This is a genomic window from Streptomyces sp. 8N616 (assembly GCF_052246385.1).
In the GTDB taxonomy this organism is placed as follows: Bacteria; Actinomycetota; Actinomycetes; order Streptomycetales; family Streptomycetaceae; genus Streptomyces.
This window is the reverse complement of record NZ_JBQQBY010000007.1, coordinates 59343-75908: the sequence shown is the minus strand read 5'-3', so window position 1 is coordinate 75908 and position 16566 is coordinate 59343. Positions and strand designations below refer to the sequence as shown.

Genomic DNA, 16566 nt, shown 5'->3' with positions numbered 1-16566 from the left:
CTACGGTCTCGCCGTCCGCGCCGCTGACGGGGCGTCAGGTGCTGGCGGTGGGGCGTGCCGTGGGTCCGTGCCCCACGTCGACGGCCTGGGCCCTGCCGCGAACGCCAGATCCCGCCCGGCCCTGATGTCCTCCGTCGTGATCCAGGTCCTGGGCAGCTCCTTGCCACCGAGGCGGGCCGACTGCACGTAGCGCCCGGCGCCGCCCGCGCCCGGCGCCGTGATCAGGAAGCGGCCCCGCGGGTACCAGCGGCGGTCCAGCACGAGCTCCACCCGCTCGAACACGGGCGTCGAAAGACCCCAGGTGTCCGTGCCCGGGAACACCGGGAACACTCCGATCGACGACAGCACCATCCACGACGACATCGTGCCCAGGTCGTCGTTGCCCGTGATGCCGTCCGGCGCGTTGGTGAACAGGCTCAGCGCCGCGTGCACCACATCCGTCGTCTTGGCGGGGCTGCCGGTAGCGAGGTAGGTGTACGGGGCGATGAGATCCGGCTCGTTCTGCGGGTTGTACGTGTCCGCGTTGTCGTAGTCGTACGGGCCGCCCACCCACACCTCGCGCGCCGTGCCCTCCGGGTCCGAGCGGAGCCGGTCGTAGGCGAAGAAGGAGTCCAGGCGCCGCTCGGTGGCCTCCCGGCCGCCGATGAGCGAGACCAGGCCCGGCAGGTCCTGCGGGACCAGCCACTGGTACTGCCACGCCGTGCCCTCGTGGAAGCCCTCGCTCCGCGCCGGGTCGGCGGGTCCCGTGAACGCGCCCTCGGCGTCCCGCGACCGGAAGAAGCCCGTCGACGCGTCGAAGACGTTGCGGTAGCTCTGGCCGCGCGCGGCGTAGCGCCTCGCGTCCTCCGTGTGCCCCAGCTTCCGCGCCATCTCCGCGAGCGCCGCGTCCGCGAGCGCGTACTCGAGCGTCGCCGAGCCCCCGTGGTGGAAGTCGGAGTCCCCGGGCTTGACCTTCTGCCGGTTCGGCTGGTGGGGGACGAATCCCTCCGCCAGGTACGCGCGGTTGGCGTCCCGGCCCGCGTACGGGGAACCGGGGGGCGGCACGCCGTCCGCGTTCTTCTTCAGCGCCCGGTACGCCTCCTCCTCATGGCCCTTCAGCAGGCCCTGCCGGTAAGCGTTCGTGAGGAACGGGGTCACCGGGTCGCCGGTCATGATGTTCGTCTCGGCCGTGGCATAGCCCCACTTGGGCAGCCAGCCGCCCTGCTGGTCCACCTTCAGCAGCGACAGCGCCATGTCCCGCGACTCCTCCGGCGCGAGGAGGGCGAGCAACTGGGCCTGGGTGCGGTACGTGTCCCACAGCGACCAGTTCTGGTAGTACGTGAAGCCCTCTGCGCGGTGGACCTTCCGGTCCCAGCCGGTGTAGCGGCCGTCGACGTCCTGGCCCACATTGGGGTGCAGCAGGGCCCGGTAGAGGGCCGAGTAGAACGTGCGCCGCCGCGCGTCTCCGCCGCCCTGCACCCGTACCCGGCCGAGCCGCTCCTCCCACGCCCGCCGTGCTGCCGCCGCGGTGGCGTCGAAGGAGGTCCGGCCCTCGGCGTCGAGGTTCCGGGCGGCGCCGGCCCGGTCGACGTAGCTGATCGCGGTGACGGCCTCGACGTCCCGGTCGCCGCCGGTGGTGTCGAAACGGACGTACGCGCCGCGGCGGCCGGATCCCTCGGACGCGTCGCCGCCCGCGGTGACCCGGTCGCCTTCCCAGGTGCCGGAGGAGGCGAAGGGGCGGTCGAACCGGGTGATGGTGTGGACGGTGTACGGCTCGCTCCGGTCGGTCCGCTGGCACAAGCCGCTGCCGGTCACCGATGCGGCGACGGTGCGGTCGTCGAGGACGGTCACCTGACTGCTGGTCACCTTGTGCAGCGCCTGCCCCGTGTTGAGCAGGACGTTGGCCTTGTCCGTGGCCGGGAAGGTGTAGCGCTGGCGGCCGGTGTGCCGGGTGGCGCTCAACTCGGCGGTGATCCCGCCGTAGTCGGCGAGGCGGACTCTGTAGTGGCCGGGGGCGGCGGTCTCCTGGTCGTGGCTGAAGGAGGAAGCGTACGCGGCGTTGTCGGTGCTGGTGATGTCGCCCGTGGTCGGCATGACGGGCAGGTCGCCGCCGATGGCGCAGCCGACTCCGGCCAGGTGGACGGCGGAGAAGCCGCGGATGCGGGAGTCGTCCCAGTCGTAGCCGGTGTTGTGGCCGGTGTCGGGGGAGAGCTGGACCATCCCGAAGGGGACGGCGGCACCCGGGAACGTGTTGCCCTCGTTGCGGGTGCCGATGAAGGGATTGACGAGGTCGGTGAGCCGCTCGGTCGGCACGGGCTCCGGCCGGGGCAGGGGGCTGTGGCCGTCCTCGACGGCGCCGGTCCGGGCCGCTGCCGCGGCTTCGGCGCCGTCCGCGGCGGCGGGCGCGAGGCCGCCGCCGAGCACGGCGGCGAGCAGAGCCACGGCGGCTCCCACCCGTACGGGGCGGCGCGTGCGGCGCCCGCGGCGTTCGATCCATGCCATTGAACGGCCTCCACACGGGTGACAACGTTGTCCAAGATCCGTGCCAGGCTCGCCGCCCGTGAAGGGCAAGTCAAGGACCGTTGACGCCCGGGGAGTTCGCGTCCTGTTCCGGTTCCGGTGGGGGAGGAGCCGCCGAGGGCTCGGGCACACGGGGACGCCGGGCGGGGCGCCCCGCGGGATCCGCCCTGCCAGGTTCGGCGCGACCGTAAGGGGAACCCGGGGCGCGGACCGTTCACACCGTTCCGAAACCTCACACCGCACCGTCGACCCGTCAGGGAAGGACCATGAGCCGACCGCGCATCGTGATCGTCGGAGCCGGCTTCGCCGGCTACCAGACCGCCCGTACGCTGTCCCGCCTCGCCCGTGATGCCGCAGAGATCGTGCTGGTCAACCCCAACGACTACTTCCTGTACGTGCCGCTGCTGCCCGAGGTCGCGACCGGCGTCCTCGAACCCCGCAGGGTGTCCGTGTCGCTCACCGGCACCCTGCCGCGCGTCCGCCTCGTCCTCGGCACCGCGGACTGGATCGACCTCCAGGCGCGCCGTCTCGGCCTGACCGACCCCGAGGGCAACCGCCGGGACCTCACCTACGACCGGCTGGTCCTCGCGGCGGGCAGCGTCAACAAACTGCTGCCCGTGCCCGGCATCACCGAGCACGCCCACGGCTTCCGCGGCATGCCCGAGGCGCTCTACCTCCGCGACCACATCACCCGTCAGATCGAGCTGGCGGGCTCGGCCGATGACCCGCAGGAGCGGGCCGCCCGCTGCACCTTCGTGGTCGTCGGCGCCGGGTACACCGGCACCGAAGTCGCCGCCCACGGAAAGCTGTTCACCGACGAGCTGGCCGCGCAGCACCCGGTGCTGCGCGATGAGCGGCCGCCGCGCTGGCTGCTGCTGGACATCGCCCCCCGCGTCCTGCCCGAGCTCGCGGAGCACATGTCCGCGACCGCCTCCCGCGTACTCGCCCGGCGGGGAGTGGAGGTGGCCACCGGCACGTCCGTGGAGGAGGCGGTCAAGGAGGGCGTGCACCTCACCGACGGCCGGTTCGTCCCCAGCCGCTCGCTGGTCTGGTGCGTCGGCGTACGGCCCGACCCGCTCGTCGACGACCTCGGCCTGCCCACCGAGAAGGGGCGGCTGATCGTTGACGAGTACCTGGGCGTGCCGGGCTTCCCGGATGTGCTGGCCTGCGGCGACGCCGCTGCGGTGCCCGATCTGACCAGGCCGGGGCAGATCACCTCGATGACCGCCCAGCACGCGTCCCGCCAGGGCAGGACGGCCGCGCACAACCTCGCCGCCTCCTTCGGGCAGGGCGAGCGCCGCGCGTACAAGCACCGGGACCTGGGCTTCGCGGTCGACCTCGGCGGTTTCCAGGCGGCGGCGGATCCGCTGGGCGTGCCCCTGTCGGGGCCGGCCGCCAAGGCGGTGACGCGCGGCTACCACCTGATGGCCATGCCGGGGAACCGGGTGCGGGTGGGGGCCGACTGGCTGCTCGACGCCGCGCTGCCGCGGCAGGCCGTACAGCTCGGACTGGTGCGCTCGGACGCCGTCCCGCTGGAGAACACGGCACCGGAGACGCCCGTGCTGCGGCAGCGCTGAGGGGGGAGTGCCGCCATGGGCTGAGGCTGGTTCGGCACCGCCCCTCCCCAACGTGGTGGTTGTTCGCCGCCGGCGGCGGAAAGATCTTGGCGGCGACCCGCCCTGGTGGCTGCCCGCAGCCGCCGCGGCAGTTCTTCCCGCCGCAACGGCGAGACGTCCGTCTGCGCGGACCCGCGGTGCCGCACTCGCCTCGACCACATCCGGCGAATCAGCCGCCCGGCGCAGGGCACTGGCAGACTGGGAGCATGCCGGAGCTGCCCGAGGTCGAAGCACTCACCGGGTTCCTGTCCGAGCACGTGGTCGGCAGGACCGTCGCGCACGTGTACCCGGTCGCCGTGAGCGTCCTCAAGACGTACGACCCGCCGATCAGCGCGCTCGACGGCAGTACGTTCACCGCGGTCGGCCGGCACGGCAAGTTCCTCGATCTGTCGGCCGACGACGGGCTGCACTTCGTCGTCCACCTCGCCCGCGCCGGATGGCTGCAGTGGAAGGAGAACCTTCCCGCGGCGCCGCCCCGGCCCGGCAAGGGCCCGCTGGCCCTGCGGCTGCACCTCGCCGAGCCCGAAGGAACAGGGTTCGACCTGACCGAGGCGGGAACCCAGAAGCGCCTCGCGGTGTATCTCGTACGGGACCCCGCCGAGGTGCCCGGCATCGCTCGGCTGGGCCCCGACCCGCTGGCGGACGGCTTCACCCTGGATGCCTTCGCGGGCCTGCTGGGCGGTGAACGCCGTCAGATCAAGGGCGTGCTCCGCGACCAGAGTGTGATCGCCGGAATCGGCAACGCGTACTCGGACGAGATCCTGCACGCGGCGAAGATGTCACCTTTCAAACTCGCCGCGAGCCTGACGGAGGAGGAGACGGCGCAGCTGTACGAGGCGGTGGGGAGCACACTGCGGGAGGCCGTCGAGCGGTCGCGCGGGCTGGCGGCCGGCAAGCTGAAGGCCGAGAAGAAGAGCGGGCTGCGGGTGCACGGGCGCACCGGGCAGCCTTGCCCCGTCTGCGGGGACACGGTCCGCGAGGTGTCCTTCAGCGATTCGTCGCTGCAGTACTGCCCCACCTGCCAGACGGGCGGGAAGCCGCTCGCGGACCGTCGGCTCTCCCGGCTGCTCAAATAGTCCCTCTGCTGCTCAGAACTGCCGTTCTCGTCATTCCGCCCCGGTCCCGGCCCGCTCCGCCCTCGCGAGCTCGGAGTTCCGGTAGGAGTAGCCGAAGTAGATGAGGAGCCCGATCACGAACCACACCGCGAAGCGCACCCAGGTGTGCCACTGCAGGTAGGTGATCAGCCAGATGGAGGCGGCCACACCGAGTGCGGGCACGAACGGCATCCACGGGCAGCGGAACTCGCGGTGCAGATCGGGCCGCCGGTAGCGGAGCACGATCACGGCGGTGCACACGACCGCGAAGGCGAGCAGGATGCCGATGTTGGTCAGCTCCGCCGCCTCCCCGATCTTCACGAACCCGGCGATCCCGGCGGAGGCCACACCGACGATCCAGGTCACGCGCGTCGGCACGTGCCGGGTCGGGTGCGTCTTGGCGAACCAGTGCGGCAGCAGCCCGTCGCGGCTCATCGAGAACCACACCCGGGTCACGCCGAGCATGAAGGTGAACATCACGGTGAGGATGCCGATGATCGCGCCCACCGCGATCACGTCCGCGATGCCGCTCAGCCCCACCGACTTGAAGGCGGTCGAGAAGCCGCTCTCCGGGTCGACCTCGGTGTAGTGCTGCATACCCGTCAGGACCAGGCAGGCCAGTACATACAGCACCATCGAGATGGCGAATGAGTAGAGGATCGCCTTGGGCATGTGTTTCTGGGCGTCCTTGGACTCCTCGGCGGCGGTGCTCATCGCGTCGAAACCGAAGACCGCGAAGAAGACGGTCGCCGCACCCGTGAAGGCGCCGCCGACGCCGTACGGGAAGAAGGGGCTGTAGTTCTCGGACGAGACGTGGAAGAAGCCCACGCCGATGACCAGCAGGACGAGCAGCACCTTCAGAACCACGACGACGGTCTCGAAGCGGGCGGCGTTCCTGATGCCGAGATTCAGCAGAAAGGCGACGAACAGGCACAGAATGGCGGCGAAGAGGTCCACGCGGTGCCCCTCGCCCGTGCCCGGTGCGCCGAGCATCCAGGCCGGCAGATCGAGACCGACCTCGCCCAGCAGGAAGTTGAAGTACCCGGAGATGCCGATCGCGACGACCGCGACGATGGCCGTGTACTCCAGGATGAGATCCCAGCCGATGAACCAGCCCGCGAACTCGCCCAGTACCGCGTAACCGTAGGTGTAGGCGGAACCGGCCTTCGGGATGAGGCCCGCGAACTCCGCGTAGGAGAAGGCGGCTGCCGCTGCCGCCACGCCTGCGATGAGGAACGACACCAGAACGGCGGGCCCCGCCGTGCCCTTCGCCACGGTTCCGGCGAGGGCGAAGATGCCGGCGCCGATGATGCCCCCGATGCCGATGGCGGTCAGCTGCCACAGGCCCAGCGTGCGGGTGAGCTGCTCACTCGGAGCGCCTTCCGCCTCTTCGATGTGCTCGATCGGTTTCCGGCGCAGTACGCCCTGTCCGATCCGGAGCCCGGCCATGACGCGTCCTCTCCGTAGGCAGCTGACGGCCGCTCATGATGGCGGAGCGCGTCCGGCAACGGAAGACCGCGCTCCGCTATGTGCCGCAGTGATCCGTAGCGATGTCTGAGCTGAGTCTTATGAGTTCTTGAAGATCTCGTCCGAATGGTGATCGGAATCGATCGGACGCATAGGGTCGGCGACGGCGCCCGGGCACGATCCGGTACCGCCGCACCCCCATAGCCCCACGGAGGACGACCACCATGAGCCCTCGGCACGGCAACGGACGGCGCCCGGCGTCACACCGCCGCCCGCGTGCGGGACAGCCGGTGCGCCGCATAGCCCTGACGGCCGGAGCTCTCACGGTCGTCGCGGGGGTCGGCACGGGCGTGGCGGTCGTGCAGTCGGGCGGCGATGCGCCGGTGGCCGAGGCACGGACCACCGCGGATCGAGCCGCTTCCTCGGCGTCCCCCATGGCCGAGGAGGCGGTGCCCCGCACCACGTCCGCTTCGCCGTCGAAGTCGAAGAGCCCGTCCTCGAAGCGTGCGAAGGCCTCCGCCACGCCGACCCCGCGGCGTACGGCGACGCAGACCCCTCGGACGCGGGCAGCCGAGAAGCCCTCGGCCACCCGCAGCGCCACGGACGACCGCAGCGTCCCGGACGCGCGGGAAGCCCCGGACGCAGCCACCGGCGAGGCCGCGCGGATCGTCGAACTGGTCAATCAGGAGCGGTCGAAGGCAGGCTGCAGTCCGGTCACGGCCAACTCGAAGCTGAACGCCGCCGCGCAGAAGTACACCGACGTCATGGCCGACTCGGGTGTCCTTTCGCACACCGGCCCCGACGGCTCGGAGATCAGCGACCGCGTGGAGCGGGAGGGCTACGTCTGGTCGGCGCTCGGCGAGAACATAGCCCAGGGGCAGCAGAGCCCCGAAGAGGTCATGAACTCCTGGATGAACAGCTCAGGACACCGGGCGAACATACTCAACTGCTCCTTCCGCGAGATCGGCATAGGCATCCACGAGGGCGACGGCGGCCCGTGGTGGACCCAGGACTTCGGCACCAGTCGCTGAGCCTCTCCGCGCCTCAGCGAATCCGATTCTTGCCGGTGGCGCTGGTCTCGGCACCGCCGGACCGCGCCGCGGGGCTTCTCGCCGTCGCGGCGGAAAGAACTGACCTGCGACCCGCGGAGGAGAGTGCCCGCCGCACCGGGTGGCGACCGTCTGCGGGACGACTGACTAGCCGCGTTGGACCGAGCGGTGGGCGGCACGGCGGGCGCGCAGGGCCGCCCGGGCGGGGCCCCGCTTCGTCTCCGCGTCAAGCCCCAGCGTCACCCGCACCTGCGCACCGCCCATCGGGCCGTGCGTGATCCGTACCGCGCCGCGCGTGGCACGCGCCGCGCGGTGGGCGATGTCCAGGCCCAGGCCCGTCGAGCCGCCGACGCTCACGCCCCGGGCCAGCGCGCGGTCCGGGTCCTCGATGCCGGGCCCCGCATCGTCCACCGCGAGTACCACGGCCTGGGCGGTGCGCTCCACGCGCACGGTGAACGCCGTCCCCTGGGCCGTGTGCTGGAAGACGTTGCCGATCAGCGCATCGACGACGGCAGCGAGATCGTCGTGCGGCAGCCGGACGGCCGTCGGCTCCGAGGTGGCCAGCAGCCGGCAGTCCCTGCCCTGCTGCGCGGCCAGTACGGACCAGAACTCCACCCGGCCCCTGACAACCTCCGAGACCTCGGACCGCTCCTCGGGTCCCGCCGCCGGCGCGGCCACACGGCCGGGCTCTTTCCGCTCGTCGGCCGCACCGCCCAGCGGTCCCACGGCGAGCGGCGTCCGCGCCGCCGAGATGATCGAGTCGAGCTCGGTCTCCAGGTTGGTGACCGCGGCGTTGAGCCGCTCGGCGCCCGGCGCCGAACCCATCCGCTCCGCCTCCAGATGAAGCGCCGTCAGCGGCGTCCGCAGCCGGTGCGAAAGGTCGGCGACCAGCTCGCGCTCCATCGCCAGCAGCTGTACGACCCGGTCGGCCATCGAGTTGAACGCCCGCCCCGCCTCCTGGAGTTCGGGCGGCCCCGCGGGGTCGACCCGTACCTCCAGATCGCCGGCCCCCAGCGCGTTCGAGGCCCGTGACAGGCTCCGGGAGGACCGTACGACCCGTGCCCCGAGCCGGTCCGCGACCAGGACGGATCCGGCCACGAGCCCCAGGGCCAGCAGTGACATCACGACCCACGACAGAGCCACGCCCCGGTCGAGGTCCTCGCGCGGTACGAACGACTCGACGACGGCCACCCGGTTCTCGGGGAGGATCACGGGCTGGAGGTAGACCCGGCCCGACGGGGTGGACAGCGCGAGCGTCTCGCGGTCCCGCTCCGCCCGCTCCAGGCCGTGCGCGGGCGCGTGCTCCGCGCCGATGACGTCACCGTCCGGCAGGTGTACGCCGAGACGGTTCCCGGGGTCCAGTCCCGAGACGGCCTGCTGGACGTCGGAAGGGCGGGTGGTCAGGGCCAGTACGGGCGCCAGAGCCGCGGCCCGCTGCTCGGCCTCCGTCGTCGCGCGGCTCCGCGCCTCGGACTGGACAAGAAGGGCGAGCGGTATCAGAAAGGACAGCGCCACCATGGAGGTCACCGCGAGCGCGACCCCCGCGAGAGCGCGTCTCATCGCGGCGCCACCAGCTTGATGCCGATGCCGCGCACGGTGTGCAGATAGCGCGGCTGCGCGGCCTTTTCGCCCAGTTTGCGGCGGAGTGCCGAGAGATGGACGTCGATGGTCTGGTCCTCCACATACGGCTGGCGCCATACGTCGGCGAGGATCCGCCGCCGGGAGACCACCTGGTCGGCGTGGGCCGCGAGATAGGCCAACAGATCGAACTCGCGCCGGGTCAGCCGCAGTTCCCGCCCGGCCAGCTGCGCGGTCCTGGCCGCAGGGTCGACCAGCAGCTCCCCGACCTGGATGGTCCGCGGGACCGTGGGTATCGCCCCGCTCTGCTGCCCGTTCGCCGGCTCCGCGCCCGGCGATCCCCCGTACTGCGCCGCCGCGCCCGCCGCCGTACGCCGCAGCACCGCCCCGAGGCGGGCGGCCAGCTGCCCGCCGGAGAACGGCTTGACGATGTAGTCGTCGGCACCCGCATTGAGGAGTTTGATCACTTCCGCGTCGTCGTCCCTGGCGGTGGCGACCACGACCGGCACCTGCGAGATGCCTCGCAGCATCCGCAGCACGTCCGTCCCGTCCAGATCCGGCAGTCCGAGGTCGAGCACGACGACGTCGGGCGGGCGCTGGGTCACCTCGCGCAGCGCCTCGAACCCCTGCGAGGCGCTGTACACCACATGACCGTGCGCGGAGAGCACTTCGATCAGTGCGCTGCGTATCACAGGGTCGTCCTCGACGAGAAGCACGGATGCCATGGGCCAGCACGGTAGCCGGTCCGCCAGTATGGTGTCGTGTCTCGGTCCCTGCGCTACCTGCTCATATGGCTCTCCTGCACTGCCGTCAGCGTCACGGCGGTGATACTCACGGTGCACTTCGTGGTGGGTTCGACCAAGCCGACCCCGCCCGTGGCGCGCTCGGCGCCCACCGTGTTCTCCTCGCCCTCGGAGCAGACCCGCAAGCCCAGCAAATCGCCGAAGCCGAGCCCTTCCGCGACCAGCCGCGCCCCGAGCCGCAAGCCCTCCCCGACCCTGACCCCGACGGCCACGCCTACGACGTCCCGGCCCGCCCGTACGACGCCCCCGAAGACCGAGGAGCCGGCCGGTGGCGAGACCACGGATCCCGGGGCGGGCTGCAGCGAGGGCGGTTCAGGGGTGCAGACCATCGAGTCGGCCGGGGGACAGGCGACCGTCCGGTTCGGCGACACCAGCGTCTGCCTGGTCTCCGCGGTCCCGACCCAGGGCTTCACCGTGCGCACGTCCCAGAGCGAGCCGACCACGCTGACCGTGACGTTCTCAGGTGACCGGCACAGGTCGGAGATCATGGCGACGACGGAGGGCGACGACCGGGCAGAGATCCGCGAGACGTCCTGGTAGCGGGGACGGGGCGCCACGGGACGACCCAAGGAGCTACGGGACGCACTACGGGACCACGGTGACCGGCCAGCGGCCCGCCTTCACCAGCCGGATGGCCACAGACCCGACGATGCGGTGCCCCGCCTGCTCGGAGGCCCCGACGACGACCGCGTCCGCCTTGAGCTCGTCCGCCGCCTGGACGAGCCCGTTGTACGGGTCGCCGCGCAGGGTGTGGAACTCCCAGCGCACGTCGTAGATTCCGCGCAGCCGCTCCGTGGCCTCCCTGATCTCGGCCAGCAGCTCCTCGGCGACCTCGGTGGTGGTGTCCGCGACCGAGGCCCCGAAAGCCGCCCCTCCCGCGAGCACCGGCTGGACGTACACGATCGCGAGCAGCGCGTGCTGACGGCGTGCAAGACCTGCCGCGTACGCGGCCGCGCGCCACGACGAGTCGGAGCCGTCCACTCCGGCGACGATCACCTTGGGGCCGTCAGTTCCGCGTTCGAACGGCGCGGGCACCTTGTCCTCGGGCACCTTGTCCTCCACGTGACCGAGGCTAGCCCGCCCGCGTCAGCCACCACCTGTCGCACCCGGGAAGAGGGCGAGGAAGGGCGCCGCGGAGTCGCGGCCTTCCCGCCCGAGCGGCGCGTCGAACTGCCAGATCAGGAAGAGCAGGAACGCGATCAACGCGCTGAACAGGCCCGCCATCAGCAGCTCGCGCCCCGAGCGGCGGATCTGCAGCGTGAAGATCATCCCGACGGTGGCCGCCGCCCCGGCGGTCAGACCGAACCACACCACGCCCGGCATCGTGGCCTCCGCACTCTCCGCCCGCGCCGCGCGGGCGCTGTCGGCCGCGGCGACCTGGTCCACCACGGGCTGGTAGATCTGGCTCTCGAGCTCGGTGCGCGGCACATGGCCCGAGACATCCCGCCGCAGCCGGTCGAGCAGGGCGGCCCCGCGGTCGGTGAGCGCCTCGTGCTCGGTCATGTACGGCCACTCGCGGGTGACCACATGCCTGACGTACGCGTCGACGTCCCCGCGGATCCGGTCCCGTGCCGCCGCGGGGTAGGGGCCGACGCGCTCGCTGACTTCGTGCAGCGCCTGCGCCTCGGACCGTACGGCGTCCTCCGCGGCCCCGCGCGCCTCCCAGACTCCCGCGATGGCGAGTCCGAGCACGATCGCGTAGACCACGCCGATCATCATCGTCATGTACTCGAGGACGTCCGGCGTCTCCGAGGGGTCGTCGTCCTCGCCGACGCGGCGTTGGTTGAGCAGCACGATCGTGAGGACGACGGCGCAGGCGGCGGCCATCGCGAGGGAGAGCATCAGCCATCCGGACACGGGAATCCTCCGGGGAGTCGAGTCGACGGGGCGTCAGGAGCGGCGCGAGCGCGGCCGCAGCGCTGCCGCTGCGAGCACGGCGGGCGCGGTGATCAGCAGAGTCGTGGTCACCACAGAGGTGCCGTCCTCCGGTTCGTCGCGGGCCGGCTTCGCGTACGCCCTCGGCAGCGGTGGGGCGGGGGAGGGCGCGGCGGATGACGGCGCGGCGGACGGGGGTCGCGGGCCCGGGGGCGCGGGCGCCCGTTGAGGCGGCGCAGGTGGTGCGTGCCGCGCGGGCGGTGCGGGCGGTGTGGGCGGTGTGGGCGGCTGGGCCGACGGTGACTGTGGCGGAGGCGACGGTGGGGCCGGCGGCGGTGCAGGAGGCGAGGGGGCGGGAGTTGGCGGCTTCGGCGTCACGGGCGGCGGCGTGGGCCGCGGTGGCTTCGGGCACGTCACCCGCGCGACGACGCCGCCCGGACCCGCGGACGCGAAAATGTCCGGCACGCTCCCCGGACACCACTCGAGCACGGCTACCACGTCTCCGGCGGACGCGGTCACCCGTACGTCCGGCCCGTCCCACGCGGCGGCGGATCCCTGCGCCAACACGACCGCCGCCGCCCCCGCCGCGGCCACCCCGAGCCCTGCGCTCGCGGCGACGACCCCCACTCGGTGCCATGCGCTCACGCCGGAGATAGTGCACAGCGGATGCGGCATTCAGACCGGGTCGGCCGTCAATTCCCCCTGAGGGGTGGAACTCCAGCGCGCGGGGTTTGGAACGGCGGGCGGTCCAGGGCTACTTCGGGTGCGTGTTCTTCGCCATACTGGGCCGTCATGCAAGCTTCACTGTCCGGTCCGCCTTTGCGGATGCATTGACCCCCTGTGAGCGCTACCATCGGTAACTCCCGTGTGCAAAGGGGGCGGGAACGGAAAACCACCCGCCCCCTGGTGCGCGCGGGCGCACATGCCCGTGGTTATTGACGGGAACGGACCGGAGATTTCCGTTTGGTGTTCCCCTGCTCACGGGCGATCAGTAGCCTCAGCTCAGACACCGGCATGCACATGGCCGGACCAACCCATGGCAGACGAGCTGGAGACCATTGATGGATCGTCCCTCCTGGGCCCCCCAGGGAATCGACCTTTCTGTGCCGAGTGTGTCCCGGATCTACGACTACTACCTGGGCGGCTCGCACAACTTCGAGGTCGACCGCGAAGCCGCGCGCAAGGCGATCGAGATCATGCCGGGCCTGCCCAAGATCATGCAAGCGAACCGGGCGTTCATGCGGCGCGCCGTACGCTACGCCGTGGACCACGGCATCACTCAATTCCTCGACATAGGCTCGGGCATACCCACCTTCGGCAACGTCCACGAGGTGGCCCAGTCCGCCAGCCCCGGCGCCCGCGTGGTCTACGTCGACAACGACCCCGTCGCCGTAGCGCACAGCCGGGCGGTGCTCGAGGGCAACGACAACGCCGGTATAGCCGCGGCCGATCTGCGCAATCCGAAGGAGATCCTGGACAGCCCCGAGGTGGCCCGCCTGCTCGACCTCGACCGGCCCGTGGCGCTGCTGCTCGTCGCGGTACTGCACTTCGTCGTCGAGGAGGAGGACCCCTGGGGAGCGGTCGCCGGGCTGCGCGACGGGCTCGCCCCGGGCAGCCTGCTGGTTCTGACCCACGCGTCGACCGAGGGCGGGCCGATGTCCACCGAGCAGGGCGACAGGGTCGAAGGGGTGTACCGCAGGGCCAGTTCACCGCTCATCATGCGACCGCGGGCACAGGTCGACCGGTTCTTCGACGGCTTCGAGTACGTCGAGCCGGGGCTGGTGTCCATGCCGCACTGGCGCCCGGACACCCCGCCCGAGCAGGAGGACCCGGTGGTCTTCACCGGCTTCGCGGGAGTGGGGCGCAAAGCGTGACCAGAGGCCCTGACGAATCCGGGCAGCCGGACAGAGAAGGCCCGCGGGACGGGCCCGAGGACCGGCTGCGCCGCTTCGCGAGAATATGGAGCCGGGCGATCTACCCGGCCACTGCAACGTCCATGAACCGCGCGGAGTTCGAGGAGTACCTGATCCCGCTCGCCCGCACGCTCAGCGAGGCGCTCAGGGCCCGGCCCTTCGACCCGACCCCGGCGCTCGCCATCGGGACCGCGCTCGTCACCGCCCACTGCACCGACCCGGGCGCCCTGCCGCGCTCGCTCGGCGTCGTGGACTCGTATCTGGTGCTGTACTGCTCGCCGGACGAGAAGTTCCCGGTCGAGGAGAGCCGCGCCCGCTGCGCGCGGCTGCAGCACGCCATCGCCGCAGGCTTCGCCCAGGCGCTGCGCGAGCGGACCCTCGCTGAGCAGGAGGCGGTGTCCCGGGCGGCACTGTCCGCGCAGGCCGAGGCGGAGAAGGCGCTGCACGCCAGCGAGGCGCTGTTCCGGGCGGTCTTCGAGGGTGCCGCGGTCGGCATCGGGATCGCGGACATGGACGGCAAGATCGTCGACGTCAACGACGCGCTGACGCAGATGTTCGGCGGTCTCGAGCACCATGTGCGCAGCAGGAAGGTCACCGACTGGGCGCACCCCGACGACACGCCCGGCGTCTGGAACCTCCAGGGCGAACTGGCCCGCGGCGAGCGGGACCACTACCGGGTCGAGAAGCCGTACTACCGCACCAACGGCACCGTGCTGTGGACCAACCTCACGGTCTCGCTGCTGCGCGACCCGGCGGGCGAGCCGCAGTACATGCTCGCCCTGATGGAGGACATCACGGAACGGCGGCTGCTGAACGCGCGGTTGCGGTACGAGGCGACCCACGACGCGCTCACCGGGCTGCCGAACCGCACGCTGTTCTTCGAGCGGCTCAGAGCGGCGCTCGCCGCCCGCGACGGGGTGGCGCGCTTCGGGCTCTGCTACCTCGACCTCGACGGCTTCAAGGTGGTCAATGACAGCCTCGGCCACGAAGTCGGCGACCGGCTGCTGGTCGAGGTCGCCGACCGGCTGCAGACCTGCGTTACGGCTCCCGACCAGCTGATCGCGCGGATCGGGGGCGACGAGTTCGTGGCCCTGATCATGGACCCGGAGACGCAGGAGGACGTGACCGACCTCGCCCACAGGATCCTCGACGTGCTCGCCGAACCGGTACATCTCGAAGGCCGCGACCTGTCCGTCCGGGGCAGCATCGGAATCGTCGACGGGCCGGCGGGGGAACTCGGCCCGGCGGAGGTGCTGCGCAGCGCCGACATCACGATGTACCGGGCCAAGGCCGCGGGCGGCAACCGCTACGAGCACGCCGACCCCGAGGCCGAGGTGCTGGCCATCACCAGGTACGGGCTGACCAACAGCCTTCCCACGGCCCTGGAGCGCGGCGAGTTCTTCATCGAGTACCAGCCGCTCGTACGGCTCAGCGACGGCACCGTGCACGGGGCGGAGGCGCTGGTGCGCTGGTGCCACCCGCTGCGCGGGGTGCTCGGCCCCGACCAGTTCATCCCGCTGGCCGAGAACACCGGCCTGATCGTTCCGCTCGGCCGCTGGGTGCTGAGCGAGGCCGTGCGCCAGGCCCGGCACTGGACGTTCGAAGGCGGTCACGGACCGCTGCGGGTCAACGTGAACCTCTCGCCCTTCCAGCTGCGCCACCCGGGCCTCGTCCGCGACACCGTGGAGGTGCTGAAGGAAGCCGGGCTCGAACCCACCGCCCTGTGCCTCGAAGTGACCGAGAGCGCGCTCATCGGCGCCGACGAGACGCTGCTGAAACCGCTGCGGCAGCTCGCCGACCTCGGGGTCGACATCGCCCTCGACGACTTCGGCACCGGCTACTCCAACCTGTCCAACCTGCGCCGCATGCCGCTCAGCACGCTCAAGCTCGACCGGTCCTTCACCCGGGGCATGCAGCACGACCCGGCCGACCCGGTCGACATCAAGATCGTGGAAGGCGTGGTGTCGCTCGCCCACACCCTCGACCTCGCGGTCACCGTGGAGGGAGTGGAGACCGGCGCCCAGGCCGAGCACCTGCGGACCCTCGGCTGCGACACCGCCCAGGGCTGGTACTACGCCCGCCCCGGGCCGCCAGAGCGGTTGCACGCGCTGTCCCTGGTGGACGCGTCATGACCGCTCCGACCGTCCCGGGGAGGGCGGGTGCCAGGCCGATCGCCGTCTTCGACCTGGACGGGACTCTCTCCGACGCGGGACACCGGCAGCACTTCCTGGAGCGGCGACCGCGCGACTGGGACGCCTTCTTCGCTGCGGCTGTTCACGACCCGCCGCTCACCGAGGGCGTGGCGCTCGCGCTGAGCAGCGCCGAGGAGTGCGAGGTGGTGTACGTGACGGGCCGGCCCGAGCGGTGCCGGCGCGACACGCTGGCGTGGCTGGAGCAACACGGGCTGCCGCTGGGCCGGTTGTTCATGCGGCGCAATGACGACCGCAGACCGGCCCGGTTCGTGAAGCCGGGAATCCTGCGCGGGCTGGCCCGCGACCGGGAGATCCGGGTGTTCGTGGACGACGACGAGCTTGTGTGCGACGCCTGCGAGCGGGCGGGCTTCCCGGTCGTACGGGCCCGCTGGGCCACCCCGTCGGCCGCGCTGCGGAACGCCCAGGAGCGCGCGGGCCGCAGCTGAGTCCGGGACGCTGGTACCGCCCGGGGCAGGGCCG

14 protein-coding genes are annotated in these 16566 nt (G+C 71.8%); 8 read left to right on the top strand and 6 right to left on the bottom strand.

Annotated features, from left to right (window positions below):
* Nucleotides 1-2481: a GH92 family glycosyl hydrolase gene (locus tag ACTWQC_RS08400; protein ID WP_443314930.1), complete on the bottom strand. Its 2481-nt coding sequence runs from the start codon at nucleotides 2479-2481 to the stop codon at nucleotides 1-3.
* Nucleotides 2482-2765: 284 nt separating this feature from the next.
* Here ACTWQC_RS08400 and ACTWQC_RS08395 point away from each other — a divergent pair, with 284 nt between their 5' ends.
* Nucleotides 2766-4076: an NAD(P)/FAD-dependent oxidoreductase gene (locus ACTWQC_RS08395; protein ID WP_443314929.1), complete on the top strand. Its 1311-nt coding sequence runs from the start codon at nucleotides 2766-2768 to the stop codon at nucleotides 4074-4076.
* Between the two features lie 245 nt (nucleotides 4077-4321).
* Nucleotides 4322-5191 carry an Fpg/Nei family DNA glycosylase gene (locus tag ACTWQC_RS08390; RefSeq protein WP_443314928.1) on the top strand — a complete coding sequence of 290 codons (870 nt, stop codon included), beginning with the start codon at nucleotides 4322-4324 and terminating at the stop codon, nucleotides 5189-5191.
* 30 nt (nucleotides 5192-5221) lie between these two features.
* On the opposite strand, the gene ACTWQC_RS08385 is transcribed toward ACTWQC_RS08390, so the two are convergent.
* Nucleotides 5222-6658: an amino acid permease gene (locus tag ACTWQC_RS08385; protein WP_443314927.1), complete on the bottom strand. Its 1437-nt coding sequence runs from the start codon at nucleotides 6656-6658 to the stop codon at nucleotides 5222-5224.
* Nucleotides 6659-6900: 242 nt separating this feature from the next.
* Between ACTWQC_RS08385 and ACTWQC_RS08380 the strand changes: the two genes are divergently transcribed.
* A complete protein-coding gene (locus ACTWQC_RS08380; RefSeq protein WP_443314926.1) occupies nucleotides 6901-7707 on the top strand; it encodes a CAP domain-containing protein in 807 nt (268 codons plus the stop codon).
* A 165-nt stretch (nucleotides 7708-7872) separates the two neighbouring features.
* Here ACTWQC_RS08380 and ACTWQC_RS08375 read toward each other — a convergent pair whose 3' ends face one another.
* Both ACTWQC_RS08375 and ACTWQC_RS08370 read right to left on the bottom strand, forming a co-directional pair.
* Nucleotides 7873-9285 (bottom strand): sensor histidine kinase, encoded by a 1413-nt coding sequence (locus ACTWQC_RS08375; RefSeq protein WP_443314925.1) that lies wholly within the window; start codon nucleotides 9283-9285, stop codon nucleotides 7873-7875.
* Nucleotides 9282-10028 (bottom strand): response regulator transcription factor, encoded by a 747-nt coding sequence (locus tag ACTWQC_RS08370; protein ID WP_443314924.1) that lies wholly within the window; start codon nucleotides 10026-10028, stop codon nucleotides 9282-9284. The genes ACTWQC_RS08375 and ACTWQC_RS08370 overlap by 4 nt, the downstream gene beginning before the upstream one ends.
* Before the next feature lie 36 nt (nucleotides 10029-10064).
* Between ACTWQC_RS08370 and ACTWQC_RS08365 the strand changes: the two genes are divergently transcribed.
* Entirely contained in the window at nucleotides 10065-10646 is a 582-nt protein-coding gene (locus ACTWQC_RS08365; protein WP_443314923.1) for a hypothetical protein, read from the top strand.
* A gap of 45 nt (nucleotides 10647-10691) precedes the next feature.
* Here the strand turns inward: ACTWQC_RS08365 and ACTWQC_RS08360 are convergent, their stop codons facing one another.
* Together ACTWQC_RS08360 and ACTWQC_RS08355 are read right to left on the bottom strand one after the other, a co-directional pair.
* Nucleotides 10692-11168, bottom strand: a complete 477-nt coding sequence (locus ACTWQC_RS08360) for a universal stress protein (protein ID WP_443314922.1) — start codon at nucleotides 11166-11168, stop codon at nucleotides 10692-10694.
* Between the two features lie 24 nt (nucleotides 11169-11192).
* On the bottom strand, nucleotides 11193-11963 hold the full coding sequence (locus ACTWQC_RS08355; RefSeq protein ID WP_443314921.1) for a bestrophin-like domain: 771 nt from the start codon (nucleotides 11961-11963) through the stop codon (nucleotides 11193-11195).
* 88 nt (nucleotides 11964-12051) lie between these two features.
* Between ACTWQC_RS08355 and ACTWQC_RS08350 the strand changes: the two genes are divergently transcribed.
* The 4 genes from ACTWQC_RS08350 to ACTWQC_RS08335 all read left to right on the top strand — a co-directional run bounded on the left by ACTWQC_RS08350 (nucleotide 12052) and on the right by ACTWQC_RS08335 (nucleotide 16532).
* Nucleotides 12052-12210 carry a hypothetical protein gene (locus ACTWQC_RS08350; RefSeq protein ID WP_443314920.1) on the top strand — a complete coding sequence of 53 codons (159 nt, stop codon included), beginning with the start codon at nucleotides 12052-12054 and terminating at the stop codon, nucleotides 12208-12210.
* 832 nt (nucleotides 12211-13042) lie between these two features.
* Entirely contained in the window at nucleotides 13043-13855 is an 813-nt protein-coding gene (locus ACTWQC_RS08345) for an SAM-dependent methyltransferase (RefSeq protein ID WP_443314919.1), read from the top strand.
* A complete protein-coding gene (locus ACTWQC_RS08340) occupies nucleotides 13852-16026 on the top strand; it encodes a putative bifunctional diguanylate cyclase/phosphodiesterase (RefSeq protein WP_443314918.1) in 2175 nt (724 codons plus the stop codon). Before ACTWQC_RS08345 ends, ACTWQC_RS08340 begins: the two co-directional genes overlap by 4 nt.
* Entirely contained in the window at nucleotides 16023-16532 is a 510-nt protein-coding gene (locus ACTWQC_RS08335) for a phosphatase domain-containing protein (protein ID WP_443314917.1), read from the top strand. Before ACTWQC_RS08340 ends, ACTWQC_RS08335 begins: the two co-directional genes overlap by 4 nt.
* The last annotated feature ends 34 nt before the right edge of the window (nucleotides 16533-16566 follow it).

Excerpts from the sequence above, each read along its gene's own strand:
- ACTWQC_RS08400 (WP_443314930.1), bottom strand. The coding sequence starts at position 2,481 with ATGGCATGGATCGAACGCCGCGGGCGCCGCACGCGCCGCCCCGTACGG.
- ACTWQC_RS08395 (WP_443314929.1), top strand. The coding sequence starts at position 2,766 with ATGAGCCGACCGCGCATCGTGATCGTCGGAGCCGGCTTCGCCGGCTAC.
- ACTWQC_RS08390 (WP_443314928.1), top strand. The coding sequence starts at position 4,322 with ATGCCGGAGCTGCCCGAGGTCGAAGCACTCACCGGGTTCCTGTCCGAG.
- ACTWQC_RS08385 (WP_443314927.1), bottom strand. The coding sequence starts at position 6,658 with ATGGCCGGGCTCCGGATCGGACAGGGCGTACTGCGCCGGAAACCGATC.
- ACTWQC_RS08380 (WP_443314926.1), top strand. The coding sequence starts at position 6,901 with ATGAGCCCTCGGCACGGCAACGGACGGCGCCCGGCGTCACACCGCCGC.
- ACTWQC_RS08375 (WP_443314925.1), bottom strand. The coding sequence starts at position 9,285 with ATGAGACGCGCTCTCGCGGGGGTCGCGCTCGCGGTGACCTCCATGGTG.
- ACTWQC_RS08370 (WP_443314924.1), bottom strand. The coding sequence starts at position 10,028 with ATGGCATCCGTGCTTCTCGTCGAGGACGACCCTGTGATACGCAGCGCA.
- ACTWQC_RS08345 (WP_443314919.1), top strand. The coding sequence starts at position 13,043 with ATGGATCGTCCCTCCTGGGCCCCCCAGGGAATCGACCTTTCTGTGCCG.
- ACTWQC_RS08335 (WP_443314917.1), top strand. The coding sequence starts at position 16,023 with ATGACCGCTCCGACCGTCCCGGGGAGGGCGGGTGCCAGGCCGATCGCC.